Source organism: uncultured Chitinophaga sp. (genome assembly GCF_902168175.1).
Lineage (GTDB): Bacteria > Bacteroidota > Bacteroidia > Chitinophagales > Chitinophagaceae > Chitinophaga.
The window spans coordinates 92,539-118,346 of the sequence record NZ_CABHOU010000010.1 but is presented as its reverse complement, the minus strand read 5'-3'; the positions used below and the strand labels follow the sequence as shown (position 1 = coordinate 118,346).

Below are 25,808 nucleotides of genomic sequence, written 5' to 3'. Positions count from 1 at the left end.
GGCCCTTTCTTTTTCTGTATTCATGGATATTCAGTAACTTCAGTAAGCAATAAAAAAACGGAAACAAATAATTTAACCAAAGCATTCGCGGAAGAGCAACGGCAAGGTTTGACTCCAAACTATTAGCACCTGGCTGCGACTCTGTTCCCCATCATTTCCGGACGTCTTGTTTCTCCCTGTCCCCCCAAACGCGCAGTATTATTTCTAACGCGATAAATCGAACGTTATGTATTTAAATGTTACAACAAAATCAGTTTGTACCCTTTTGTTATTGTTCCTTTTACACTTTTCCAGCCATGCCGCAGGCATGGCGTTACAACAGGCAACACCGGTTAAAGGCCGCGTGGTGGATGTGGATGGTGCGCCGCTGATAGGCGTTACCGTACGTGTGAAAGATGCGAATGTTGGCACCGTTACCGGGGCCGATGGTACGTTTACGCTGAACGTACCATCTACCACAGGTGTATTGCAGTTTTCGCTGCTCAGTTTCGCCCCGCAGGATATTGCGCTTGAAGGCCGTACGGAGGTGAACGTAACGATGCAACCTTCTACCAGCCAGTTGGAACAGGTGGTGGTGGTAGGTTACGGCACGCAACGTAAAAAAGACCTTACCGGTTCCATTGCGAACGTGAAGGGGTCGGAGCTGGCGAAGCAGCCGGTGCTTACGGCCACACAGGGTGTGCAGGGTAAAGTGGCAGGTGTGCAGATCATCAACTATGGTGGCCCTGGTTCACAGCCATTGGTACGTATCCGTGGTACAGGCAGTATGCTGGCCGGTGCGGAGCCATTGTATATTGTTGATGGTGTGTTTACCAACGATATCCGTAACATCAGCACCAGCGATATCGTATCCATGGATGTTTTAAAGGATGCTTCTGCGGCCGCTATCTATGGCGTACGTGCAGCCAACGGCGTCATCATCCTCACCACGAAGAAGGGACGTGCAGGGAAGATGGAGGTGACTTATGCAGGCAATGTGGGGTTCAGGCAGGCTTCCAATCTTGTAAAAATGGCTGACCGCACGCAGTATGTAGATTTCCTGGCCGATGCGTCGCCTTCTACCGTTATTCCTGCTGGTAATACGTCATCCGACTGGTACGATGCGGTGTTAAGGAACGCACTGCAACATAGCCACAACATCGGTATTTCCGGGGGTAGTGAAAAGATGATCTTTTACTTCAATGTAGGATATTTATATGACGAGGGTATTGTGATCCGTAACAAGTACGATCGTTTTACCATTCGCTCGAACAACGAATTTAACCTGGCCCGTAACCTGAAGTTCGGCACGCAGTTCTCCTTCATGCGGGCTAATTCAGATACCATTAATAACGATGCGGTGTTCGCTAACACTTACCGCGCCGCGCCTGTAGTAGCTACCAAGGTGGGCGATAAGTACGGTAACACCTCTGCTTTTGGTAACGTCGGTAATCCTTTAATCAATATTGATAAGGTGAATAACCGCGGTGCAGAATCGCGTTTGCAGGGAACAGGTTACCTCGAGTTCTCGCCCATAAAAGTGCTGAAACTGCGTTCGGCAATCAGCGTGGACCAAAGCTTTTTTAACAGGCGGGTCTACAATTATCAATACCTGAACGATGAAAATACATTTATCGAAGCGGGTGGTAACCAGCGTACGGAACAAAGTACGTTAACGGGGCGTAAGGATAATAGCACCAACTGGTTGTGGGATAATACCATTACGTACGATCAGCGCGTGGATAAACATAGCATTACCGCACTGGCAGGTTATACGGCACAGAAATTCAACAGTGATTATGTGGAAGGGGTACGCCGCGGTGTGCCGCCTACCCGCGATCAGTGGTACCTTGTTACCGGTGACCCAAACACATCTACCAATAACGGCGGCGGTGATAAATATGCACGTGCATCGGTACTGGGGCGTATTAATTATGGTTATGGAGATAAATACCTCGTATCCGCATCTATTCGTCGCGATGCATCGTCCCGTTTCCCTGAAGCAAACCGCGTAGGCTGGTTCCCTGCTGCAGGTGTAGGTTGGGTAATGTCGGAAGAATCGTTCCTGAAACAACAAAAGACTTTCGACTTCCTGAAACTGCGCGCCAGCTGGGGACGTATTGGTAACGATAACATCGCTTCCAATCAGTACATTGTTACAGGTAATACCGGTGTGCCATATGTGTTCAATAACGGAGTGGTGTTGGGTACGAGCATCAGCGATATTAAAAACTCGAACCTGCGCTGGGAAACCACAGAGGAATATGACTTTGGTTTTGAATTCTCATCCCTGGACCGCAGACTGACCGGTGAAATCAACTACTACGATAAAAAGACCATCGATGCTTTGGTAATTGTTAAACTTCCCGGTATACTCGGCGATCCGGACAATGAATTTGTAACCAACGCGGGCTCCTTCACCAATAAGGGATGGGAGTTTACTGCGCAATGGAAAGATGATTTGTCTGAAGACTTTAACTACACATTCGGCGGTAACATCACCTTCAATAAAAATGAAGTAGTAGGTCTTAATGCCGGACAGCCGCTCCCCCGTGGTGGTGTAGGTCAGCAAGGTACTACCACACTAACCGACAACGGTCAGCCAATAGGTAGTTTTTATGTACTGCGCACCGATGGTGTTTTCCAAACGCAGGATGAGATCAATAATTACAAAAGTAAAGACGGTACCATCATTCAACCTAACGCCCGGCCCGGCGACCTTAAATATCTCGATAAGAATGATGATGGAAGTATCACGAACGATGACCGTTATTTCGTGGGTTCCTATCAACCTAAATTATACTACGGTATCAACCTGGGGGTGAATTATAAAGGATTTGACGGTTCGCTTGATTTTTATGGCAACGCTGGCAACAAAGTGTATAACGGCAAAAAAGCATTCCGTTACCAGGTAACCGATAACATTGAGGCTGATTATGCAGATAACCGCTGGAAGACCGATAATCCATCCAACACCGATCCGCGTATCATTGAGCCCAGTACACCCGCATCGGATTACTTCGTAGAGTCGGGCACCTTTTTTCGCCTTAACAACGTAACGCTGGGGTATACACTTCCAAAAGCCATGTTAGAAAGGATGAAGATGACCACACTGCGGTTTTACCTGACATCGCAAAACCTGTTTACCGTTAAACGGTTCTCTGGTTTTAGTCCCGAACTGCCCGCAAGTCCACTGGAATCCGGTATTGAATTAAATGCTTATCCCACCACCCGGACTTATGCGTTTGGCGTGAATGTTACATTTTAAAACCCATGATCATGAAAAGGAACAATCGTTTAAAGATATATATCAGCATGGCGCTACTGGCGGCAGGTGCAATGGCATTACCTTCCTGCGGCAATAAATTCCTGGATATTCCGCCACAGGGCGCTGTAACAGAAGAAGAGATCCGCAACAACCCGGGCGCGGCCACCGACCTGGTGAACGGTGTTTACAACATCCTGTGGATAGGCGGCTTTGAGCCCGATGTGAACAGTTTGCAGTACATCGTTATGACCGAGATAGCCTCCGATAATGGCGATAAAGGCAGCTCGCCCGACGATTACCAGGCAGCCAAGGAAATAGACGACTTTACGCTGGACGCCCGTAACGGCATCGTGAGTAATGTGTGGAAAGGTCACTACCAGGCAATTGCGCGTGCTAACCAGGCATTGGACAAAATTCCTTTAAGTCCGTTGGAGGCAGCAAAGAAGAATGCGTTACTGGGAGAAGTACGTTTCCTTCGCGGGTACTTCTATTTCAACCTCGTACGTTTCTATGGCGGTGTACCCAAGATCGATCGTGTGCCACAGGCGTCTGAAGCGAACAGTGATGAATTTCAGACACGCGCTTCCGTAGATACGATTTACCAGTTTATTATTGATGATCTCACTTTCGCGGCAGATAACCTGCCGGCGAAGGGCGCAACACCTACAGGCCGTGCTACTAAAGGAGCGGCGCAGGGCCTGCTCGCGAAGGTATATCTGTACCGTAAAAACTGGGCGAAGGCGCTGGAATATTCGAATGCCGTTATCACATCAGGATTGTACGATACCTTATCGAACTACGCCAACATATGGCGCGTGGCTGGTGCTAATTCCTCCGAATCTTTATTCGAAGTGCAAACCGGTGTAAATGCCGCCTGTAACGCAGCCATCAACCTGTACGCTGTTTGTCAGGGCCCCCGCGCGGGCGGTAAAAGAGGATGGAGCGATCTGGGATTTGGTTTCAATAACCCATCTTTAAGTTTGGTGAACGCTTACGAACCGGGCGATAAAAGAAAAGATGGCACCATTATCACCATTGCCCCCAATGGTACCGTGTTATGGGATGGCTTCCGTATACCCAGCCGCGATTCAGTGGAAAACGACCGCTATAATTACAAAGCTTATCATAGTCGTACAGCCGAACCCTATTGCGGTGTGGCTGACCGTGCGCCGAAGAACCATCGCGTACTACGTTATGGAGACGTGCTGCTTATTTATGCAGAAGCAGCGAATGAGTTAGATAATAGCGCCGAAGCAATTGCCAAACTGAATATTGTAAGGCGCAGAGCGGGGCTTCCCGCCTTCAGTGGTTCCAAAGATGCGCTGCGCCTTAAGATTTGGGACGAGCGCCGTGTAGAACTGGCGATGGAGTTCGACCGCTTCTTCGATATTGTACGTCAGGGCCGTGCCGGTGTTATTATGCGTGCAAATGGCAAAGCGTTTATCGATGGTAAAAACGAACTGTTTCCCATTCCGCAGGACCAGCGCGATCTGAGTGGCGGACGGCTGGGACAAAATCCATTCTTTAACTAAATTAGTACCGCCTGCATATCAATGTGCCGGCGGTATTTTTTCATCAACAAGAAGGTTTATGCGTATATTTCTGTTGTCAGGTTTGTTATTTATTTCTTTCAGTATACAGGCACAAAAGCGCCCAAAGAACCTTACTGATTCGGCCCTTATAACGCTGGTGCAGCAACGCACTTTCGATTACTTCTGGAAGTTTGCGCATCCCGTATCAGGCCTGGCGCCAGAGCGTACCGTTACACCAGAAGTAGTAACTGTGGGCGGCTCGGGTTTTGGCGTGATGGCGATACTGGTGGGCATAGAGCGTAAGTTTATTACAAGAGAGCAGGGGCTGGACAGGCTGTTAAAGATCGTGAACTTTATGCAGAAGGCGAACCATTACCATGGTATATGGCCACACTGGTTGAATGGCGCTACCGGTCAAACCGTTCCTTTTAGCAGGAAAGATGACGGGGGAGATGTGGTGGAAAGCGCTTTTATGTTCCAGGGGTTGTTATGCGTACGGGAGTACTTTAAAGGAGATAACCCCAAAGAAAGAGAGATAAGAGATAAAATTACCTGGTTATGGAACGATGCTGAATGGAACTGGTACACCCACGACGGTCAGGATGTGCTGTACTGGCACTGGTCGCCCAATAACGGATGGGCCATGAACCACCAGATCAAAGGGTATAACGAGTGCCTTATTGCTTACGTACTGGCTGCATCATCTCCCAACTTTCCCATACAGCCCGCAGCATACCATCGTGGCTGGGCCATGAGTAATTTCTTTTACAACGGCCGCTCGTTTTACGGCATTAAACTGCCATTAGGCTTCGATTATGGCGGACCGCTGTTCTTTACGCATTATTCCTTCCTTGGACTCGATCCGCGTGGTTTAAAAGACCAATACGCTGATTATTGGGAGCAGAATAAGAACCATACGCTGATCAACCGGCAGTATTGTATAGAGAACCCAAAGAAGTTTAAAGGTTACAGTGCCGATTGCTGGGGACTCACCGCCAGCGATAACCATGAGTTCTACAATGCCCATTCGCCCACCAACGATCTTGGGGTTATAACACCCACAGCCGCTTTATCTGCTTTCCCTTATACACCCGAATATTCCATGCAGGCCATGCGGCACTTTTATGATAAACTGGGCGATAAGATATGGGGTCCATATGGCTTTTACGATGCCTTCAGCGAAACGCATAACTGGTATGATACACAGTACCTCGCTATTGATCAGGGGCCTATTGTAGTGATGATTGAAAATTATCGTAGCGGCTTGTTGTGGAAGTTGTTTATGAGTGTGCCAGAAGTGCAGCAGGGGTTAAAGAGGCTGGGGTTCTCGTGGCCGGGGAGTAAATGATTTAAGACGAATGGCCGTACCCATATTACAACAGGTACAGCCATTCGTTTATAAGTCGTTCAGCAACTTCTGCGCCTTTTCATAATTCGCTGCATCTTCAGGGATTTTCTGCAGCCAGACGCGGCTATTGTTAAAATCATCTTCCTTCAGATAAGTAAGCGCCATGTAAAAGGCAGCATCGTATTTAAACAGGGAGTTGCCATCGAATACCTTTTGCAGATCGGTGCGGGCTTCGGGCAGCTGGCTGGTTTCCATTAATGCAATGCCGCGGTAATAGCGGGCGTAAGCATTAGTTGAGTCGCCAGTCAGGGCTTCTCCGAGTAAGGGTATAGCAGATGCGAATTCTTTATCGTTAAACAACTCAACCGCTTTAAGCAGGCGGCCTTCATTGTGTTCGCCACGTTCGGCTGGCGATACCATTTCTACAGAGGAGTATTGGTGGTAGAGATCCTTTTGCCATGGTGAAAAGAAGAGCAATCCTGCTATCATGGCAGCCATAGCCGTAGCTGCTATTACGTAGCGCGGTATCTGTTCCCTTCGTTTTTGTGTTTGATCGGCTACTGAACCGCGATGCGATGCAAGGGTTTGCATAAACGCCTGCTGGCGCTGGTCGGGAAACAGTTCGCGGTGCAGCGTGTCCTGCAGTTCACGTTGTGTGCCCAGTGCTTTGCGCAGGTTGGCATCTTCGAGCAGGCGTTGCTCGAAATCCCGCAGTTCCTCACCGTTCAGGTCGCCGCTGAGATAACGGTCTATTTGTTCATGATCAAAAGCATTCATTTCAATCCCCATTTAGAAAGATTAGTATTGATGGAAGCGATAAGTCCGGCCATACACTCCGATTTCTTCTTACGCAGGTAACCGTAGGTAACACCCAATGCGGCGGCTACTTCCTCCTGCGGTTTGTTGCTTAGCGACCAGCGAATGATTTCCTGGCAGCGTTCGCCCATTTGTGCAAACATGGCTTTAAACAGTTTCGTCTTTTCCCCATCCGCCCAAAGTTGTTCGGCCAGGAAGAAAGTATCTTCACCAATATTAGATTGCTCGTCTATATCAATTGTTACCCCCCTGCGGTTGTTTTTCTTCAGTTCGTTCAGCCACTTCCTTTTACATATGAGTAGCAGGAACGGTTCAAACGGGCAGGTGAGTTCCAGCCCCTTAAAGCGGGCCTGGTTATATATATCCACCAGCGCCTCCTGGAATATATCGGCAGCATCGTCGGCAGAGCCGTTGTTTTGCTGCACAAAGTGCCGCACCCGCTGCGAAAAGCGATGGTATATTTCTCCAATTACCCGGGTATCGTTATTCACTAACGCATCCAGGTAACGCTGGTCTTCGTGTTTATGTTTTGGAATGGACATCGGTAAACATCTGTGTAATAAAGATATTAATAACTTTTTTATAAAAAGGGGGGTAACATTCTGCCAGGCCCGGCGATATACTATTGAAACAAACATTTTCACATATGGAACTGGTAGCTTTTACTTTTCTTACCTGCATCCTGGTGTTGCTGATGCTGAACTACATCCGCAGGAATGTGAGCAATTGAAGATCCTGTTAGCCGCCGATATATAAAGGGAAAAGCTGGTGTAATGCCGGACTTTTCCCATTTTACGCCGGGCTAACTATGGCAGAAATGTATTATTTTACTCAAAATCCCAGGCAGCATGCTATACCGCTTGTACGTAAGTATATCCCTTTTCTTGTTTACGGGTTTATTCCACGGTGCTTATGCGCAGCATAAAGTAGATACGCTGCCTGCAGAAATAGCCGTTACGCAGGATGATAATAAAACGAGCCTTAAAGCACTGCTACGTCCCCTGCGTCAGATAGCAGGCGCACCCGAGGCCTTTTATACTTACTTCTGGGAGTTTGGGGATGGAGCTTTTAGTTTTGATAAGGATCCGGTGCATGTATATAAAGACACGGGCGATTACGAACTACGCTTATGGGCCACGAATAACTACGACGATGGTCGCCCGCCTACCAGCAAACCCCGCCGAGTTAAGGTGAAAACAAAAGCTGCTGTAGCCAGTGCGGAGCCATCTTCGGGCTTCTTTAAAAAGGGCGGTGTGGTGGAAATGAAGATCAACCGCATGCCTAAGCCTGGCGAAGAAATGGTAGCGGTGATCGGTTACCGTAATCCCATGGAAAGCGGTGTGCAAAAGGCCAGCGGGTCGTTATTGGTCTTTTATAATGATAAACAATTTAAGAAGGATAATTTCGAGCTGGCAGAAGCACGGGCCTACAATAAGGAACGCAAAACAGGTATGGACTCCTTACTGGCCATGTTGCCCGGCGATGAGATAACCCCTGAAGAAGTATACGCGATGAATGGCCCTGCGGCCAATATTGCCATAGATCCTGCCAGGAAGACGGCCTTTTCAGGTATGCTGATGCAAACCCAGTCGCTTTTCCGTGAGCAGCAGGCATGGCGTTTCGAAGATCTTCAAAAAGGGGAGGAGAAGTTCATCTTCTTATCTCTCCAAACCACTCCCGATATGATCAAGGATACGAACGCGATGGTCACCATCACCACGATCTTTGTTCCCGATGATATATCATTACCGTTGGAGAAGTTTGATATGGAGATGCAGATCGTTGCCTCGCACGACCCTAACCGCATGCAGCTGCGCAACCGCCGCATGAACTACAGGTTCGTATCTAAAAGTAAAGAACTCACCTATAAAGTACAATTTCAAAACACCGGTAAAGGCCCGGCAAGTAAAGTATTGATAGGCGTTGCCGTACCCGATCGGCTGAATGCCAGCTCGCTGGAAATTGTTGATTACGCTCCGAAATGCGTGATGTGCGACTCCGCTTACGAAAGGCAAAGTTGTCTCGATACCATTGTGCGCAAGGATAGCATCTTCTTTGTATTTAATAATATTTACCTGCCCGGCGTGCAACAGGATGGTGTAAAGGATACCGACTCCACGAAAGGCTTTGTGCGATACAGGGTACGTTTTCAGAAAGATTTGAAGAAGTTGCCTTTCCAAAGCCAGGCAAGTATCGTGTTCGATAAAAACGAGCCCGTTATTACCAACCGCTCTACCGGTCGCTGGGCACCAGGTATATCGCCGGTAGTAATTGCCGGTTACGGTATCGGTTATCCGGCTGATACATCGCGTGGCCCCCGCGACCTGGTAATAGGTTTTGGACTTTCGCCTTATTCGCCCTACAGGATTTACTTACAGCCAGAGATTTATTTCAACTTCCGCGAGAAATACGAAACGTTGAAAGAAGTATCACGCGTAGGTCGCGATACTGCTATAGGTCAGAATAAATACGTGATCAGGGGCCGTGAGCGGTACGAAGTGAAAACAGCGATGTTGTTCGATGTAGTGCCTATTCATGTACGTTATAATATCAACCGCTTTGTGGGCGTAGGCCTGGGCTCTTTGTTCAGCGTTACCGCATTTAGCAAAACGTATAACAGACGGGTGATTCATTTAACCGAAACAGGTGTGAACGAACCTAAAAATGTGTCGCTGGAAACGAAAGATGGTGCCGTACATAAGAATTTTCAGGCCTTTAACGGTGCATTGTTCGCCGATCTTAACCTTGGAATGGCGCGAGTAGGTCCATCGCTTGGCGTACGTTACCTGCATTATCTCGAGGAGCCCCATAGTCGCCTGTTCCTGTACGGAACCTGGAGATTTTAGTTATCTTTAACCTGCTGCCGCCCGGCGGGTTAAAGAGTCATCAATGCAAATCCTTTCTTATTTAAGGCAAATTATAGCTGTTCTGTTTTGCGTGTATACATGCACGGCAACTGCGCAGGACAGTGCTGCCATAGAAAAGGAACTGAGCAACTTTCAAAAGTTGGATAACCTCGAAGAATGGTTATATACCCGCATGGATTATGCCGCCAAGCAGCCCGCAGAGCGACTATCTTTCCTAATGGCCACCCAGTCGGCCGCCTGGCGCCAACCGCATAACAACGACGAACGCCTTGCCTGGCTTGATCTGCATACTTACCAGGGCTACTACCAGCTTTACACCGGCCATATTATCCCATCCATCCAGGCTTACGAAACAGCTTACCGTTATTACTACGACGATCCAGTACCCGATACTGATGTGATGGAGTTCATCCTGATGCCCCTTGGTAACAACTATACACGGTTGGGCGATTATGAAAGGGCGCAGTTCATTCATGATAAAAGTTTACGTATAGCCCAGGAACGTAAAGATGCACGGGGCATTGCCGGTGCCTGTAGTAACCTGGCTGTAGCCGCGCAGATGCAGGAGCAGTATGTCGAGGCTAAACGATATGCACTACTGGGTTTGCAACATGCACCAGCAGGCACAGGTATTGCCGGTTTGCTGCATGCAACACTGGCAGATATTTACTACGAAACACAATTGCCCGACAGCTCCCGCTATCATGTAGAAAAAGCAATTGTCGTGCTGCGACAGGCAAAGGCTGAAGAGAATACGCAATACTGGCTCAGTTCTGCTTACCAGGTAGCCGGCAATGTTGCATTACGTGCGCACGAACCGCAGAAGGCATTACAAGCTTACAGTCAGGCTTTAAACATACTTAACAAGCACTACAAAGGAGGACGAAAAAGAGAAAGAGCCAGGCTGATGGTGAAAACCGGCAGCACATATTTAGAAACAGGCGAGTCCACAAAAGGCCTACAGCAATTCGATAAAGCCCTGACGATGTTGCTTCCCGGTTATGTGCCCGCACATCTACCCGACACCGCAGCCTTATATGGAGAGTTTATGTTGATAGATGCGCTGGAAGGTAAGGCACGTGCCCTTTTACAGCAAGGCAATAAGTCACTCGCGTTACAATACCTGTTGCTCACTTTTACGGTTGAAAGAAAGTTGCGCCGCGAGTTCTTTAGTCGCAGCACCCGCATGTTACACCAGCAGCAAAGCCGCGGCCGCGCCGAAACGGCGATGGAGCTGAGTTATGATTTGTATACACAGACAGGCGATAAAACCTACGCCAATACACTGCTGGACATCGCCGAAATGAGCAAAGCGCAAACGCTGATGGAAGAGTTATGGACAAACCTGCAATATAGCAGGTTGCAGTCTGCTGACCCCATGCTGGTAAAGCAACGCCGGCTGATGCAGGCCATTGCCTACTACGAACGCGAAGCCGCTTTGCAGGGCAGGAAACTGAATGCAGAAGAAAAGGAGTTGTCGTTCGAGTTATCACTGTTGCAGGAAACATTGAAAACGAAATACCCAATGCTTTACGTGCAGGCCCCGCAGCATGTTCAACACATCTATTCCCAAATACCGGAAGGTACTGCCGTGAAGGAATTCTTTGCAGGTAATAAATACATCTTCATCATCGACCTCGATCGCAACGGTATTTCGGATATCAGGCGGTTGGATAGTGGTACGGTGAAGCAGCGGGAGATAGAGGCCTTTGTAACAACCTGGTTCCGCAATGGCCCAAAGGCGATGATCAATGCTCCGGAAAAGTATTACCAGGCTGCTTATCATATTTATCAGTGGACCTGGCAAAAGCCCGTAAATGCAAAACGCTGCCTGATTATACCAGACGGCTGGTTGGGCTACTTGCCTTTCGATGCCCTGGTAACTGATGAGAAGTTTAGCACCAATATAGAACGATGGCCCTTTCTGTTAAAGCAGTCGCCTACAGGCCTGGCTTACTCGCTGGAAACCTGGTTGCAGCAGCAAGAGCAACCGCAGGGCAATCCAGCTTCGGTCACCGGTTTCTTCATCGCACGAAGTGCAAAAAATGACGCTCCAATACTGGCTGTGGAGAAAGAGTATGAGGCAGTGAGCCGCACGGCAAGGGGTAAATATTTTAGGGAAGAACAGGCTACATTGGCCAACTTCAAGGCCAGCTTCAGTCAGGCTTCTGTATTACATCTGGGTACACATGCTGCATTGCAGGGCGAACAGGGTTTACCATTACTGGAACTGGCCGATGGACAATTTTTCCTGTTCGAACTGTATGGTTTGCATTTCAGGCCAAGGCTGGTAGTGTTAAGTGCATGCCGCACGGGCGATGGAATGTTGGCCGAGGGAGAAGGGATCATTAGCCTGGCGAGGGAATTTGCGGCTTCGGGAGCCGGCGGGATCGTAGCAGGGCTTTGGAATGTACACGATGAAACAGCCGCAGCCATCACCGGAAATTTTTACCAACAGTTGCAAACGGCCGAAAGCCCTTTAAGTGCATTACATGCTGCTAAAACCGCGTGGCTGCAACAAAAGCATGATAATCAACTATTAAAGCTTCCTTATTATTGGGCAGGACTTACATACGCAGGGCATCATCATGCCATTACCATACTGACTCCAAAAACCAGGACAGTGTTAAACTACTGGCTCGAAGTACTACTATTATCCGTTGTGGCAGGTGGACTTACGTGGTGGTATATATTCCGTCATAAGCGGGAGGAACGTGCATTGAAGGAGGAAATAAAACGGGCCGGATGATCTGTTTTAAAACATAAGCCGCCCAGCCGTATTACATCGCATACCGCAGTGGGGAGGTTACATTTAATGAGTGTCGGGAGTAAATAAGTGGCGTGTAACGGGAATTAGCTGTAGTTATTACGTCTTTTTATTGCTAATCAATTAGTTATTTATAAAATTTCCAGTTCTGTCAGCAACTTTGTAAGTATTTCCTTCAACTTATCAGCGTCTTGTTCTCCGATAATACTGGTATACGATTCCTGGATCTCCTTTACACACCCGAATGCATCAATAGCCAGGTCCTTCCCACGGTCGGTCAGGAAGATAACGGTGGCCCTGTTATCAGTTTCGTGCTTTTTAGTGTAGATATAACCATCATTCTCCAGGTTTTTTACCACTTTACTCATCGCCTGCTTCGTAATACGGGCTTTTTTAGCCAGTTCATTGTTGATGGTGCCATCTACTGACACATTCGCCAGGCATACCATATCGCCCATCTTAAAGTTCTCATATCCAAGGGCGTGAATCTTCTCCATCAGCCTTACCTCAATATCCTTTTTCAGCAGGCTCACCAGTCTGATCAGGCTCCTGGAGCGCTGTTCAATGATGCTCTGTATTTTCTTGTCCCGGGTAGATTCCATGTCAATTTGTTTAATGGTGTACTGCTCGCTTATCCCGCAACATACTAAAATCGGTTGCGTTCTCCCACAAAATTAAAATTAAATTAAAATATAGTCAACCTGTTTGTCGAATTGGTAAACTAGGTTTACCTTTGTGCTTGTAAACACGCACATACAAATTCAGAACAAAATGGAAACAACAACCAGCGCAAATCCTCGTAAAGGGAAGTTAGTTATGCGCATCGTATTTATCGTGATACTTATTGCTGGTGCAGCGTTTGGCGTAAATAAATGGATGTACGCCAGTCATCACGAAACCACCGACAACGCCCAGATAGAAGGTCACGCCGCCCCGGTTATTACCAGGGTTTCTGGTTACGTTAAATCACTGAACATACAGGATTTTGGGACCGTTAAAAAGGGAGATACCCTGGTAGTGATCGACGATGAGGAGTACAACATTGCCCTCCAGGAAGCAGAGGCAGGTTACGCACAGGCCCTGGCCGACCTCGAAACAGCAAAGGCTTCTATGACCAATGCAACCGCGACACTTAAAATGTCGCAAACCAATGCGCAGGTATCTTTAGTTAAAAAAGATAAATCTACAGCAGACCTTCACCGCGACCAAAACCTGTTCAACGACCAGGCCATCACCAATCGCCAACTGGACGATACAAAAGCCAACAGTCTTACAAATGATAAGACTTACCAGGCTGCGCTCGACCAGATTGAACTGTCGAAAGCCGGCATTAACGTAGCGGCCAGCAAGATAAAACAGGCAGAAGCGATCGTTGCCAGCAAAAAAGCAGTGATCGATCAGGCAAAATTAAAACTCTCTTATACCCATGTATTGGCGCCCGCCAATGGTAAAATCGGTAGAAAGCCGATAGAGCCGGGTCAATACGTACAGGCAGGACAGAACCTGTTCACCGTGGTAGACGGTAAAGGCTTTTATATCATTGCCAACTTCAAAGAAACCCAGCTCCCCAACATTAAACTGGGCCAGGAAGCCGAAATCGAAATCGACGGTTATGCCGATAAACTGACCGGTAAAGTGGTGGAAATATCACAGGCAACCGGTGCAAAATTCTCTTTGTTGCCTCCCGACAACGCTACGGGCAACTTCGTTAAGATCGTACAGCGTGTGCCCGTTAAGATCCAACTTAACGATGCAGACAAATATGCGGAAAAGCTCCGTGCCGGTCTTAGTGTAGAAGTAGCTATAAAATATTAATAGTATGTCACTTAAACCCAAAGGTTTCAAAAAATGGATCATCGTTGCAACGGTGATATCAGCAACCATGCTGGAGCTGATAGACACTACGATTGTGAACGTGGCCCTTTCGCAGATCAGTGGTAACCTTGGGGCTACCATTGAAGATGCTTCCTGGATAGTGACCGCCTACGCTATTGCCAACGTGATCATTATCCCCTTAACCGGCTTTCTCGCCTCGTATTTCGGGCGAAAGAACTATTACTTTTTCTCCATCATCATATTCACTGTATCCTCGTTCATGTGCGGTAACGCCCACTCCCTATGGGAACTGGTAGCCTACCGTTTTATACAGGGCATAGGCGGCGGCGCGCTGTTATCCACATCGCAATCCATCCTGTTCGATACGTTCGAGATCAGTGAACGGCCAACGGCATCCGCCATTTTTGGGATGGGTGTAATTATCGGCCCAACCATTGGCCCTACACTTGGTGGTTACATTGTAGAGAACTTCCATTGGTCACTGATATTCGACATCAACGTGCCCGTAGGTATTATCGCTGCTTTCCTGGTGTTTAACTACATAGATAAACAGGAACACGAGTATAACATCGATCGTAAATCGATCCACATCGACTGGATAGGGATCATTACATTGATGTTGTGGGTAGGTTCTTTACAGTACATTCTTGAAAAAGGTCAGTCCGAAGACTGGTTCCAGGCTCCGCATATCACCGTACTTACTATTGTGGCGGCGGTTTCATTCATCGGCTTTATCTGGTGGGAACTTAAAACAAAGTCGCCCGCGGTAAACCTCCGGGTATTACAAAACCGGACATTGGCCCTAACAACGGTATTAACGTTCGTGATGGGGATGGGTATTTACTGCTCGATGTTCGTGTACCCGGTTTGGATGCAGCGTGTGATGGGCTTTACGGCGGTACTTACAGGTGAATCGCTGTTACCGGGTGCCTTACTGGCAGCTATAGCAATGCCCATCGTTGGTAAACAGATACAACGCGGTGTGCCTCCGAAATACCTGATCACAGCTGGTTTTATCATGTTCGCGATCTTCTGTTTCTGGATGTCAACTGCAAGTCCCGAGGCAGGTGTTGCCTTCTTCTTCTGGCCTTTATTGCTCAGGGGGCTTGGTTCTGCTACCTTAAGCGTACCGTTAACTAACCAGGCAGTGTCTGGACTTACGCCGCGTGAAATGCCACAGGGTATTGCCATCAATAACATGCTTAGGCAGCTGGGTGGCGCTTTCGGTATTGCTTATATGAACACGTACGTAGCCAACAACTTTGCCGTACACCGTGAACAGCTTCGCACTTATGTAAATGCCGACAACCCGGTAGCTACAGAGCGAGTGAACCAGTACGCCAACGCGTTAATCGCCAAAGGTGTAAATGCAATAGACGCGATGAAGGCAGGATGGGGAATGTTGAATAGTACCGTTGAAAAACACGCCTACATTCTCACCTACCTGGATGCGTTCCGTTTTGTAGGATTCTTCTTCGTATGCATCCTGCCGATTATGTTCTTCGTGAAAAAGAAAAGTGTAAGCGCCGCTGCCATGAAAGAGGCGAGCGAACACGCACACTAACCTTAAATCCGCCGAAGGGCGAAAACTGAATAAAAAATGAAAAAGATATTTCTTTCTATACTCATACTTGCCAGCTACTCCGCACTGCACGCCCAACAGGCCCCTGCAGATCTGCAAACGCTGGTAAACCTGTCGTTCGAACACTATGCGCAAATTAAAGCGCTGGCAACGCAGCAGCGTATTGCGGCCGACAGGACCGATCTTACCAAAACAGAACGTATGCCACAGGTAAATGGTGTTGCTTCTTACACGCACCTTTACCCGGCACCAAAACTCAGTCTGGGCGACGCCTCTTTTCAGCCTTTTCCTTCAGAGAATGTAAACGTAGGTGTAAGTGGCCGCCAGCTGTTACTCGACTTTGGTAAAACCGGTGCCGAAATTTCAAAATCCAGAGGCGAGCAGAACCTGCTGAACATGCAAACCGACGAGGCCCGGGAACAACTGGCTTACCAGGTAGCGGGCGTATACCTTAACATTGCCTACCTGCGTAACAACATTGATGTGCAGGATGCAAACATCAAACTGCTGGAAGAAACAGAAAAAATTGTGCAGCAACGATTAAAGAATGGCGATGCGATTGATCTTGAATTGCTGAACACCCAGGTTAAACTGGAAACTTACCGCAATCGTAAAATCGACTACCGCAACGCACTGGAAAAACAGGTGGCGAATATGCAATACCTAACCGGTGCTAAAGATCAGTCAGGCATCAAAGCCGATTTCAGATGGCCCGAATCACAGCCGGTACTGGTTGCAGATACTATTGCGCTGACCAATAATGCTGCTATCAAAACATCATTGGAAAGAGAACGAGTGGCCGAGCTGGAACTCAAATCTGTAAAAAGAGATTTCACGCCCTCACTGTACCTCGATGCGCAAACAGGTGTAAAGAATGGCTTTTTGCCAGATGTGAATACACCGAAATGGAACTATAACGCAGGTGTTAGCCTGGCGGTGCCCATATTTAATGGTAAAAGAAACAAACTTCAGGAGAATATCGCTAGTAAGCAGGTGGAAGTGGCTAAGTGGAATACGGAAGGTGTAATGGATAATGTGAGGAAAGAGATTGCTCAGCAGAACTCCGATATTCAAACGAACCGCGAAAAATTGCAAACTGCAGATGTGTTGTTGAAACAGGCGGATAGAGCGCTGCAGCTTGCACAATCGCGTTACAAGAACGGGGTGATCACATATCTCGATCTGCAGAACGCACAAACTTCATTACTGGAAGCTCAGTTGTCAAAGATTCAATATCAATATCAGTTATCGGCCTCTAGCCTGGAGTTGTTACATCTGAACGGCAATCAATTCTGGAAATAGGATTTGTTTTTGTTTTCGTAGTGTGTTTTATGGCCCCGGTGTTTCTATGCCGGGGCTTCTTTGTGCCCAGTTAAAAATGCCATAGAGCAAGTCCGCTTAAAGCTTGCCAACGGAATACATCGCCACATTTCTTTTAAGGGCATAAGAAAGCCCGTGAACACTAATTCACGGGCTTCCTGATATAACTCGTTTATTTATTTACCTAGACTTCTTACGATACCCAGCTCCAGTCCACGCAACTCGGCGAGGCCACGCAGGCGGCCGATAGCGCTATAACCAGGGTTGGTCTTTTTATTCAGATCATCCAGCATCTGGTGACCATGATCGGGCCGCATAGGGATGGATACCTGGCGTTTGTTCATGGTTTGGACGATGGCTTTTATAACCGCGTACATATCTACATCGCCCTCCAGGTGGTTGGCTTCATAGAAGTTGCCCAGTGCATCACGTTTAGTAGCGCGCAGGTGAATAAAGTGTATATGCTCGCCGAGGCGTTCTACCATACCTGGCAGGTCGTTATCTTCACGCACGCCATAAGAGCCGGTGCAGAAGCAAAGACCATTAGCAGGGGAGATGATCGTACCCAGCAGTTCCCGGGCATCCTGCTCGGTGCTTACCACCCTTGGCAAACCAAGGATAGGGAACGGAGGATCGTCGGGATGTATAGCCAGTTTTACGCCTACTTCTTCCGCTACCGGCACGATCTGTTGCAGGAAGTAGAAGAGGTGGAGTTTTAATTTGATAGCGTCGATGTCTTTATATTTATCCAGTGCAGCCTGGAATTGTTGCAGGGTAAAGCTTTCCTCAGAGCCAGGCAGGCCGGCGATGATATTAGACTGTAGTTTCTGTTTGTCCTCATCCGCCATACTGTCGAACAGCTCTTTCGCCCGGGAAATCTCCTCTTCCGGATAATCATTCTCTGCACCTGGGCGTTGCAACATAAACAGGTCGAAGGCCATAAAAGCTGCTTTGTCGAAACGCAGTGCTTTAGAGCCATCTTCCACCTCAAAGGCCAGGTCGGTACGCGTCCAGTCCAATACGGGCATGAAGTTGTAAGTAACTATATTGATACCGCAAGCCGCCAGGTTGCGGATGCTTTGCTGGTATACTTTAATATATTCCTTGAATTTGCCGGTTTGTGTTTTAATGTCTTCGTGTACCGGTATGCTTTCTACTACCGACCAGGTAAGGCCGGCCGCTTCCACATCCTGTTTACGTTTGGTAATTTCTTCTTTCGTCCATACGGTTCCGTTAGGTATATGGTGGAGCGCGGTTACGATGCCGGTAGCCCCTGCCTGCCTGATGTCTGCCAAGCTAACAGGGTCTTTAGGGCCGAACCAGCGCCAGGTTTGTTCCATTCTCAACATGCTAAAAAACAGTTTAACGCTTTAAAAAAGGCTTCGAACCCCAAAAATAGAATCAAAACTGGTAATACCAAGTGCCAAAACGTAAAAAGGCTGTTAATGGCCGCAAGTAGTTTACGATTTAATAAGGGCGAGCATCACATCCATTACATTGGTCTGCGTTGGTCCTGTCATGATATGGCCGCTGGTATTTTCAAAGAAGTGATAGGCGTTATTGTTGGCAAGACAGGTCGCTGCATCCCTTCTCAACGCAGCAGCTTCCTGCATAATAACAGTGTTCATCATGGCTCCTGCGGCATCGGTAGGGCCGTCTGTACCGTCGGTGCCGCCGGATAAAATAGTGATGCCAGGATGACCCTGAAGTGCAATGCCTGCCTGTAGTGCAAATTGCTGGTTGCGTCCTCCTTTTCCCTTACCAGTAACCTGTACAGTGCTTTCGCCTCCCATGAGCAGGCAGGCGGGCATTGGGCCTTTATACTGGATAGCCTGCTGCACTAGTTCCATGCTCAGGTCTTGCACCAAACCGCTGGCGGCGCTGGTTAATATGATTGTATGATACCCCAATTTTTCGGCCTCGCGCTTCGCTGCATCCAGCGCTACTTCGTTGGTGGCTGCCAGTAAATAATGACTGTTGTGGAATATTTCTTCGCCGGGTTTGGGTGTTTCCTTAATAAGGTGCTGGTAAGTTGCAAGCTGATGTTTCTCCATGATGTTAAGCGCTGCTGCCATTGTTGAAGTATCCGGAACGGTTAGTCCCGATCCGATTACATCGGGATTGTTGCCCACCACATCGGAAAGGATCAAGGAGTACAGTTTGGCTGGGAAAGCCATTTTGGCCAGTCCGCCACCTTTTAAATCCGAAAGGTGTTTACGAACAGTATTTATTTCAGCGATGTCAGCTCCACTTTTGATCAGTTTGTCCGCTATTTCCTTCAGTATCTCCAGCGTAACGCCGTCCGGTAAATCGGTTAGCAAAGCAGAGGCGCCTCCGGATATCAGCACGATCACCAGGTCGTTTTCCTGTAAATCATCTAACAGCTCTTTAACCTTAGTCGCAGCTAACACGCTGTTCTCATCCGGTAACGGGTGTCCCGCTTCAATGATCTGTAAATGTTTCAGCGGCAGCGCGTGTTTATACTTGGTAACTACAAGCCCGCCATTTATATGCTCATTTAATACCTTTTCCGTTTCCGATGCCATGGCGGCAGCAGCCTTACCCACAGCGACTACTAACAGCCGCCCGGCAAAATCTATCTTCTTCCCATCAATGTATAAACCATCTTTCCATTGCATGCAGCGGGGAATAAACTGTTGTGGCTGTACGGCTTTAATGGCAGCGTTAAATATGGATATGGCGTGGTGCATGTCTGAAAGTTAAGAATATTGCAAGCGTTTGACAATTCAATAGCTCATTGCGGCAGTGGCGGTGTGTATACCATCATTTGGCCCATGTTCACTTTTTTAAAGTGCTTTACTGTAAAGGATCTTGTGCGTGGCCCGGTGTATACATGGCAAAAAAAAACCGGGCCCGCAAAAAAAAGGCGAGCCCGGTCACTACTAATTTAAAACTATTATTTCGATTTCAACTCTTTCACCCTGATATTTCTAAAACGTACCACTGCACCATGACCCAGGTAACCTATATGGCCTTTCTTATTAAGTAAGCCCGGATGCGGTTTGTGGTCGGCTGTTGCTGTGTTATTTTTGCTGGCTTCTGCAATGTCGCCATCCAGGATAACCGTACCATTCAGGGTGATCTTGATTTTGTTACCCTGTGCTACTACTTCCTGGTAATTCCATTCGCCCATTGGTTTAAGCGCACCTCTTTTCGCAGGGATAATACCATACACAGATCCGTGGTACTGGTAAATCTGCAGGTTCTTATAAATGTCTGCATCGTTATCGAGTATCTGTAGTTCCATGCCTACATAAGCTGCATCGCCCTCCAATGGAGTGCGTATACCCAAACCGTTGTTGGCGCCCGGTGTAAGCTGGAATTCAAAACGGTAAACGAAGTCGCTGAACTCGTCTTTGGTATAAAGGTTGCCTTTACCTCCATTGGAAGGGTAAATTACCATATCGCCATCTTCCATCACATAGTCGGTTGTGTTACCTGTCCAGCTATGCATATTGGTACCGTCGAACAATACGCGGAAACCTTCTTTCTTTTCCTGTTCGCTTAATGTAAATGGTTTTGGACGTGGAATTTCACGTACGTAAATGTCGCGGTAGGCCACGTACGTGCCGTGTGCCTGTAGTTCCAACTGCTCTTCAGGGAAGATGGGAAGGCCGCGGTCCCAGTAGTTTTCGAGTATCACGTTGTCTGTCACCAGTACACCGTTGAGATAAACAGTTACACGGTCACCTTTCATAATGATATGGAAGTTGTTCCATTCGCCAATTGCATTGTCGGCTACCACTAGAGGTTTAGAAGGGTTCTTCTGGTTGTTGTATAAACCGCCTGAACCTACCTGTGCGCCAACGCTCACGCGGGAGGTATCCCAAATTTGCACCTGTGGTGTACCGCGCAGGTAAATGCCTGCATCGCCTTCCGGTGTAATTTTCCAGTCGACATACATTTCGAAGTCGCCGTACTTTTTAACGGTGCAAAGGTTATCGCCATGACCATTAAATACCAGCAGGCCGTCTTTAACACTCCATCCTTTCAACATAGCGCTATCTGCTTTCTTTTGTGCAGCAGCCAGTTGTTTAGTGTCCATTTTACCGCGTGCAACAGGATTAGCAACGAGCCCTTTCCAGCCGCTGAGGTCTTTACCATTAAAAATGGCTACTAAGCCTTCGCCTGCCGGCATTTCTGACAGGTGTTTACGGATCGCTTCTTTCTGGTAATCGCTATCCTGCCCTTTCAACACCTTTAATACTTTTTCCAGCAGCGAACGAACTTCGGCACCGTTGAAGTTTTTATTAGAAAGCGCAATACTCGCCACCGCACTGGCGGCGGCCTGCTGTACACCTTCTTTGTCCAAATATTTACCGGCAAATACAAGTGCCGGGAATACTTTGCATTTCTCTATTTCTTTCAATATGGCCGCCTGCTGTGCATTGGTAGTAGCCACTTCCATTCCGTCGCGGAGTAGCAGGAACTTCTGATCGGCTGTGTAAGCAGAACTGCCCACCATTTTTGCGTAGCTTGTTAAAGCAGCATCCGTGTAGTCTTTGTTTTCCTTTGCGATGTTAAGCAAACTGCTGGCAGCGGATGCATCTTTCCAGTTCGCGAGTGCAGCCATAGCTGCCACTTTCGCGTTTACATCTGTGCTTTTGGCAAATGCATCTTTAATCGTGATCAATGCGCCATTTCCACCAATGCCTGAGAGTACTTTGAAATAGCGGGACTGTTTATCGGCAGGTGCTTTCTTCATTTCTGTCTGTACTATGTTAATTGCATCTGCCTGGCTGGTGCTGCTAAGCGCAGCGATGATCGCAGATTGTACATGTGGCAACGCTTCCGCATCTGCGACAGGTAGTAAGTTGAGGAGTTGTGGTAACTGGTCTTTATCGGCAATGGCAGGTAATGCTTCGAACGCTGCTTTGCTAACAGTACCGTTATTACTCTTCAGCAAAGGCCATACTGCTGCGGCCTCGTTATTGGCTTTGCGGGCAGCAAGTACTTGAACGAGCGCAGTCTGGGCGGCAGGCGATGCTTGCGGAATAGCTGCAGCTACCTGTGCGGCCAACTGCTCGCCCTTAATCACCATCAATGCATTTTGTGCTGCCTCCACTGTACTGCTATCACCTTTCTTTATTACATCCAGCAATGCCGGTACAGTACTGCCGTCGGTAGAAAGCCCCGCAGCTTTAATGGCGGCGAGTTTTACTTTGATATCCTTATCTTTTATAGCAGCAGTAATAACAGGCAGGGCGGCTTTGTGCTGAGAGGTCCCCAGTAAGCCAAGTATGCCTGCTTTAGCATCGCTGCCTGCTTTTGCATAGGTTTTAGTCCACTGCGCGATCGCGGCATCGCTTGTGTTTGCAGCAGCGAACTTCAGTGCCGCAGCACGGTATTGTGCATCTTTATCGGTAGCAGCGGCTGTCAGAAGACTCACGCTTTTGTCTGGCTGTATATCGGATAATAATTTGAGGGCGGCTGTACGTGTATACACCGTTTTAGCGCTCTTCCATAGCTCACTGGCCAGGTTGGCTGCAAGGGTTGCATTGCCATTCGCGGCCACTGTTTTAATATACAGCAGGTACGAAGAGGTAGCGTTAGTAACATCAAATGTATAGCCGCTTTTAGCCGCCTGATCACGAAGTATGGAAGCCGAACGCTCGTCGCCTATATTGGCAAGGGCGTACAGACTTGCCTTACGAAGTGACAGATCGGCGGAAGTAGCGGTGGGCTGAATATTTGCTGCTGCCGTTTTATTGCGACTGTCGCCCAGCGCCTCTATAATGGTGATCTTTGCTTTACCATCTGCACTTCCCAACGCATCCGCCATTGCCTTTTGCGCATCGGGCGTGTTAATCACTACCAGCGCTCTTGCAGCAGGATCAGTAAGGCGTTCTGTTTTAAGATAGGTGGTGAGTACTGGCACGGCGTCATTGTTACCAATAAGTCGCAGTTGATCTATTAAAAAATCGCGCAGCTCATTGTTGGCCAGTAAGGGCAGGGCGGCGGCATAAGCCCGCACGGCAATGTTGCGTTCCTGCTCTTTGCCTGCCTGCATTACATAAGCAGAATAACCTCCAATCGCATATTGCAGGTTGGTATTGTCTCCCTTGCCTTCGGGTGACAGCATCGATACCATTTCCTTTATACCGGATTCGCCGAGGGCGGCGATTTCTTTCATGCTGGCGTTAAACTTTGTGCTGTTTGGCGCCGGCATTTGTTGCAACACATCCGCTATGCGGGTGGACGTTGCACGCTGGTCGGCCGGGGCTTGCGCCTGCACGCTGCTAAAGGCAGCGAAACCGGCTATAATAAGTGTGGATAATCTCTTCATGATCGTTGAATGCTAAAAGAATGTAACGTTGATGATGTTTTAAATGCTCCAGGGACCACGCATCGGCTGGTCTATAAGCCTGTTGGCACCTTCGTCGCCCACAAACTCCTGCTTTATGGGATCGAATTTCAGGGAACGGCCGAGTTGAAGTGCTATTTTACCCATATTTACAATGGTGCAGGAGCGGTGACCGTTTTCTTCATTTAAAGCAAATTTCTTACGTCCTTTAACTGCTTCCACAAAATCTGTAACCTGTGGCTGCGGATCCGGGAAGGCGGCCAGTTTCTTTTCCAGATCGGGGATGGTGGATTTAAAACCTGGGTATAGTTTACCATTAGGACCTTCTATGTACGCTGCTTTTTCGTCTTTACCTTCTCCGTCGAGCACAATCTGGCAACCATCTGCATAAGTGTAGGTAATTCTCCTCCAGGTGCCAACGGCATCCGTATGTTGTTCAGGTGCATCCACTTCTACAGATACAGGGCTTTCATCATCTTTCCCTAAGATGTACTGAACCGGGTCGAGGTAGTGTTGTCCCATATCGCCGAGGCCACCACCATCGTAGTCCCAATAACCACGGAAGGTTTGGTGTACGCGATGTGAGGTGTACGGGCGGAAGGGTGCAGGGCCTAACCACATATCATAATCCAGATCGGCCGGTACGGGCTGTGTTGGAAGATTGGTTTTTCCTACCCAGTAAAATTTCCAGTCAAAGCCGGTGTGTTTGCCTACTGTGATCTTCAAAGGCCATCCCAGTAAACCACTTTCTACCAGTTTGCGGATGGGTTTAACAGTAGTGCCCATTCCGTAAAAGCGGTCTTCGAAACGGAACCAGGTATTAAGGCGGAAGATGCGGCCGTGTTGTTGCACTGCTTCCAGCACCCTTTTACCTTCACCAATGGTGCGGGTCATTGGTTTTTCGCACCAGATGTCTTTACCGGCACGGGCGGCATCGGCAGCCATAATACCATGCCAGTGTGGAGGAGTGGCAATGTGTACGATGTCTACTTCCGGCAACTGGATCAGTTCGCGGTAGTCGGAAAAGGCTTTTACTCCTTTCTCTACCATGCCGAGGGCGGTGTTAAGATGGCTACGATCTACATCACACATCGCTACTACGCGGGTGCCTGCATATTTAATATGCCCGCGTCCCATGGCGCCAACGCCAATAATACCTTTGGTAAGCTGGTCGCTGGGCGCAATATAACCACGGCCGAGTACGTGCCTTGGCACGATCGTAAACGCGGCAAAAGCTCCAAGCGAATTTTTCAGGAAGGACCTCCTGGAAGAATTGTTGTTTGATTCCATTGCAATATTTGGAAATGAATTAGGAAATAGATTACACAATAAAGGATAAACACCCTGCGCGCCAAGATACAAATATCTTTTGCCGGCTGTTTACCCTTCATCCTAAAATTTTAAATCCTGGTAAAAAGGATGCTGATCGGTGTTTTATGAGAAGTGTTTCACTTAATGTTGATGTTGCGGGAGCGAGCTTCTACGTGAAACAGGCGCATATGCCTGTGTAGATGCTTTTAGGATATCTGTCGGCATGTTGCGGGCGCCTGGAAGTACCGTAGCCTGTATTTAAAGAGCCTGTTTGGCGCTAAAAGGTTACAGCGATAAAAAAGAAAAGCCGCCTTTGGGTAAAAGCGGCCTGTATCTTATTTCTGCTTGGATAGTTTTTTATCCTGTTTTTTGTCCATTTTGGCTTCCAGCTTTTCCTTCTTCTTCATTTCCCAGTCATTCCACTTTTTATACTGTTCGGCGGTTAGTACGGTTTTAAAGCGCTGGCTGCGCTCGGCATCCAGTGTTTTTACTTTTGTTAGTCTTTGTTTTTTGTCGATGGTAGAATCACGTTTGATCGCGTCGCGGCGCAGGCCGATGTCCTGGTTAATGGCGTGGATCTTTTTGTTTTGTTCTGTGCTGAGATTGAGTTCCTTGTCGATCTTGTCACTTAACTTGTCTGCTTTGGCGGAGGCGCTCTTGTGTTCTTTGTTTTTTGGAGCGTCCTGCGCCTGGCCTGGCAGGGAGGATAAAACAAGCATGAAAACCACAAGCAGTCCCGGATAGAGTATCTTTTTCATAAAAGGCGTTATTATGTACTGATATCGCATCAACTTTAATACCATTCGTAAAATTTATACTTAAACGTTATGCGATACGCTCAATGTTTTGTTAAATTT

16 protein-coding genes are annotated in these 25,808 nt (G+C 47.9%); 8 read left to right on the top strand and 8 right to left on the bottom strand.

What is annotated here, in order from left to right; all coding sequences use genetic code 11:
• Nucleotides 1–265 precede the first annotated feature (265 nt).
• The 3 genes from QZT80_RS01215 to QZT80_RS01205 are packed head-to-tail and all read left to right on the top strand — an operon-like array spanning nt 266 to nt 6,127.
• Nucleotides 266–3,247, top strand: coding sequence for a TonB-dependent receptor (locus tag QZT80_RS01215; RefSeq protein ID WP_295116795.1), 2,982 nt, complete (start codon nt 266–268; stop codon nt 3,245–3,247).
• 11 nt (nt 3,248–3,258) lie between these two features.
• Nucleotides 3,259–4,779, top strand: a complete 1,521-nt coding sequence (locus QZT80_RS01210; protein ID WP_295116793.1) for a RagB/SusD family nutrient uptake outer membrane protein — start codon at nt 3,259–3,261, stop codon at nt 4,777–4,779.
• 58 nt (nt 4,780–4,837) lie between these two features.
• Nucleotides 4,838–6,127, top strand: coding sequence for a glucoamylase family protein (locus tag QZT80_RS01205; RefSeq protein ID WP_295116791.1), 1,290 nt, complete (start codon nt 4,838–4,840; stop codon nt 6,125–6,127).
• Nucleotides 6,128–6,175: 48 nt separating this feature from the next.
• Here QZT80_RS01205 and QZT80_RS01200 read toward each other — a convergent pair whose 3' ends face one another.
• Together QZT80_RS01200 and QZT80_RS01195 are read right to left on the bottom strand one after the other, a co-directional pair.
• Nucleotides 6,176–6,904 carry a hypothetical protein gene (locus QZT80_RS01200; protein ID WP_295116789.1) on the bottom strand — a complete coding sequence of 243 codons (729 nt, stop codon included), beginning with the start codon at nt 6,902–6,904 and terminating at the stop codon, nt 6,176–6,178.
• Complete coding sequence (locus QZT80_RS01195) at nt 6,901–7,485, bottom strand: sigma-70 family RNA polymerase sigma factor (RefSeq protein ID WP_295116787.1); 585 nt, start codon at nt 7,483–7,485, stop codon at nt 6,901–6,903. Before QZT80_RS01195 ends, QZT80_RS01200 begins: the two co-directional genes overlap by 4 nt.
• 306 nt (nt 7,486–7,791) lie before the next feature.
• Here QZT80_RS01195 and QZT80_RS01190 point away from each other — a divergent pair, with 306 nt between their 5' ends.
• Nucleotides 7,792–9,789: a PKD domain-containing protein gene (locus QZT80_RS01190; RefSeq protein ID WP_295116785.1), complete on the top strand. Its 1,998-nt coding sequence runs from the start codon at nt 7,792–7,794 to the stop codon at nt 9,787–9,789.
• 91 nt (nt 9,790–9,880) lie between these two features.
• On the top strand, nt 9,881–12,559 hold the full coding sequence (locus tag QZT80_RS01185) for a CHAT domain-containing protein (RefSeq protein WP_295116783.1): 2,679 nt from the start codon (nt 9,881–9,883) through the stop codon (nt 12,557–12,559).
• 149 nt (nt 12,560–12,708) lie between these two features.
• On the opposite strand, the gene QZT80_RS01180 is transcribed toward QZT80_RS01185, so the two are convergent.
• The gene (locus QZT80_RS01180) at nt 12,709–13,179 is read right to left on the bottom strand and encodes a MarR family winged helix-turn-helix transcriptional regulator (RefSeq protein WP_295116781.1); all 471 of its coding nucleotides are present in this window, start codon (nt 13,177–13,179) and stop codon (nt 12,709–12,711) included.
• Between the two features lie 214 nt (nt 13,180–13,393).
• Here QZT80_RS01180 and QZT80_RS01175 point away from each other — a divergent pair, with 214 nt between their 5' ends.
• The 3 genes from QZT80_RS01175 to QZT80_RS01165 are packed head-to-tail and all read left to right on the top strand — an operon-like array spanning nt 13,394 to nt 17,297.
• The gene (locus QZT80_RS01175; protein ID WP_295116779.1) at nt 13,394–14,392 is read left to right on the top strand and encodes an HlyD family secretion protein; all 999 of its coding nucleotides are present in this window, start codon (nt 13,394–13,396) and stop codon (nt 14,390–14,392) included.
• A 4-nt stretch (nt 14,393–14,396) separates the two neighbouring features.
• Entirely contained in the window at nt 14,397–15,977 is a 1,581-nt protein-coding gene (locus QZT80_RS01170) for a DHA2 family efflux MFS transporter permease subunit (protein WP_295116778.1), read from the top strand.
• Nucleotides 15,978–16,013: 36 nt separating this feature from the next.
• The gene (locus QZT80_RS01165) at nt 16,014–17,297 is read left to right on the top strand and encodes a TolC family protein (protein ID WP_295116776.1); all 1,284 of its coding nucleotides are present in this window, start codon (nt 16,014–16,016) and stop codon (nt 17,295–17,297) included.
• Between the two features lie 194 nt (nt 17,298–17,491).
• On the opposite strand, the gene uxuA is transcribed toward QZT80_RS01165, so the two are convergent.
• The 5 genes from uxuA to QZT80_RS01140 all read right to left on the bottom strand — a co-directional run bounded on the left by uxuA (nt 17,492) and on the right by QZT80_RS01140 (nt 25,709).
• Nucleotides 17,492–18,664, bottom strand: a complete 1,173-nt coding sequence (gene uxuA / locus QZT80_RS01160) for a mannonate dehydratase (protein WP_295116774.1) — start codon at nt 18,662–18,664, stop codon at nt 17,492–17,494.
• Nucleotides 18,665–18,775: 111 nt separating this feature from the next.
• Nucleotides 18,776–20,026 (bottom strand): DUF4147 domain-containing protein, encoded by a 1,251-nt coding sequence (locus QZT80_RS01155; protein ID WP_295116773.1) that lies wholly within the window; start codon nt 20,024–20,026, stop codon nt 18,776–18,778.
• A 206-nt stretch (nt 20,027–20,232) separates the two neighbouring features.
• A complete protein-coding gene (locus QZT80_RS01150; protein WP_295116771.1) occupies nt 20,233–23,622 on the bottom strand; it encodes a family 16 glycoside hydrolase in 3,390 nt (1,129 codons plus the stop codon).
• Between the two features lie 39 nt (nt 23,623–23,661).
• A complete protein-coding gene (locus QZT80_RS01145; protein WP_295116769.1) occupies nt 23,662–24,930 on the bottom strand; it encodes a Gfo/Idh/MocA family oxidoreductase in 1,269 nt (422 codons plus the stop codon).
• Between the two features lie 356 nt (nt 24,931–25,286).
• Nucleotides 25,287–25,709 (bottom strand): hypothetical protein, encoded by a 423-nt coding sequence (locus QZT80_RS01140; protein ID WP_295116767.1) that lies wholly within the window; start codon nt 25,707–25,709, stop codon nt 25,287–25,289.
• Nucleotides 25,710–25,808 lie beyond the last annotated feature (99 nt).